The sequence below is a fragment of the Psychrobacter sp. T6-1 genome, assembly GCF_052258445.1.
Genome location: NZ_JBQQFC010000366.1, coordinates 1 through 2136, shown reverse-complemented (window position 1 = coordinate 2136; position 2136 = coordinate 1). Strand labels below are relative to the sequence as shown.

At 46.8% G+C, this 2136-nt stretch carries 2 protein-coding genes; both read left to right on the top strand.

Translation table 11 applies throughout. The features are described 5' to 3' along the window. Nucleotides 1-23: 23 nt before the first annotated feature. The gene (locus ACTXGO_RS12815; RefSeq protein WP_435950739.1) at nt 24-803 is read left to right on the top strand and encodes a response regulator; all 780 of its coding nucleotides are present in this window, start codon (nt 24-26) and stop codon (nt 801-803) included. An 8-nt stretch (nt 804-811) separates the two neighbouring features. Continuing rightward, nucleotides 812-2136 (top strand): two-component system sensor histidine kinase CreC (gene creC / locus ACTXGO_RS12810; RefSeq protein ID WP_443574801.1); only part of this gene is annotated, 1325 nt, incomplete at its 3' end.

The following is a 2136-nucleotide window of genomic DNA, read 5'->3' as shown; positions in this document are numbered from 1 at the left end:
TATTACCTGACGCTGTATACCTTATGACTCATATTTTACTAGTAGAAGACGATCCCGCTATTGCCATGTCGCTCAAGGTAACTTGCAAGCGCGAAGGCTGGCAGATAACTTGGCTCGATAACGCCAGTAGCGTCTTGCCGATGCTGCGTAGCGATGCGGCAAAGGATTTATCCGCTATTATATTAGATGTCGGCTTGCCTGATGGCGATGGACTCAGCCTGTGTCAGCAGATTCGCCATACGCCTGACATTAAACAGTTAAAGAATACGCCTATCGTATTTCTGACCGCTCGTAGCGATGAGGTCGATCGTATTTTGGGCCTTGAGATGGGCGGCGATGACTATTGTGCCAAGCCCTTTAGCCCGCGCGAATTAGTCGCTCGGCTCAAATCCATTTGGCGACGTGAGCAGTTATTGTTAGAACAAACGGCTCAAAAAGCGAACTTAGCAGATAACTCAGATAACCTAGCAATCAATCCTTTATCAGAGCAGGCCTTGAGCTTTGAGTGCCAGTCAGGAATTTGGCACTATCAGCCGCTCAATTACTCATTAACGTGGCAAGAGCAAAAGCTGGAGCTGAGTAATACCGAGCGCAAAATCCTTCTGACCCTATTGCAAGCACCCAATCAAGTCTTTAGTCGCGAGCAGCTGCTTAATGCGGTCAGTGATTATCCCGATCATCGCCTAGCACGTACGATAGACAGCCATGTCAAATCGATTCGTAAGCAGTTAGCGCAAGTTGATGAGAGCCTCGATGTCATCTATACCCATCGCGGCCTTGGTTATGGATTGTGTCCTGCCTAATGTCTAAGTTGAAGCACAAGTCACATCATACCCACTCAAAAAATACCAAAATCAACCAAAGTAATTGGTATGCCAAATTGCATCCTATCGGTACCGATCAACAGATTGAAGATCCCAAGCGTCCGCTTAATTTAAGTATATTTTTTCGCATTTGGTTGGCGGTCGCACTGGTGCTTATTATCTGCGGCATTGTCGTCTTTATGCAGCTCTTTAGCTACGTCAAACCTACTGTTAAGCAAGTCATCGAAGACACACTGCTCGATACCAGTAAGCTTATGGCAGCAAGCTTACAAGAGCCGCTACAGTCAGGAGCGCTATACGATAAGGCTTATCAAGCTGATCTTGACAAGGCTTTTGTAGGTCAGCCACTCGACAGTAATATCAGCAAGACTTACGATAAAAAAACCTATAGCAGCTTTCGTATTTATGTCACGGACAATAACGGCAGGGTCATATATGACTCGCTACCGGCGCCTGACAATGCTGAGGGCGAAGACTACAGTCGCTGGAATGATATCTACTTAACCTTGCGCGGACAGTACGGCGTTAGAAGTACGGTACGCGATAACCGCAAGCGCGATAGCTCTGTCATGTATGTCGCGCAGCCCATAACCGATGATACAGGTCAAACTATTGGCGTGGTCAGCGTGGGTAAGCCTGTCGCTAGCGTATTACCCTATTTAGATAATACTCGTGAGCGTATGCTCATTACCGCTTTGCTGGTCAGTATCGTCGCGCTTATGCTCGCAGGATTAGTGGCATGGTGGCTCAAACAAAGCATTACTCTGGTCACTAGATACACAGGAACGCTGGCAGAGGACACGCAAAAGCCGTATTTTTATCTGGGGCATGAGCTTAATACCCTGACCGATACTATCGAAACCATGAAGCATCGCTTAGAGAACAAGGCCTATGTCAGCGACTATGTCCATACCTTGACTCATGAGCTAAAAAGCCCATTGACCGCTATTCGTGCCAGCGGCGAGCTATTAGAAGACGACGGACTTGACGCCGAAGATAAGCAGATGCTTATTCAGACCGTCGGTGAGCAAAGTATCAAGATGCAGCTACTGATTGATAGGTTACTGCTACTGGCCAAAGTCGAGCAACCCACCTTTAAGCTGAGCCGGCAACCGATAGCCTTGCTTCCTATGTTGCAAAGCCTAGTGAAAGATAACACCGTTAAGGTGCAACAGCAGCAATTAGCGGCTATTAACCTTTATATAAACGATAAGAATTTGGATGGTGGTACAAAGTTATCTGCTGATATGCTTGCACAAACGACCGTATATGCCGATCGGTTTTGGCTGGTGCAATCTTTGCAAAATCTATT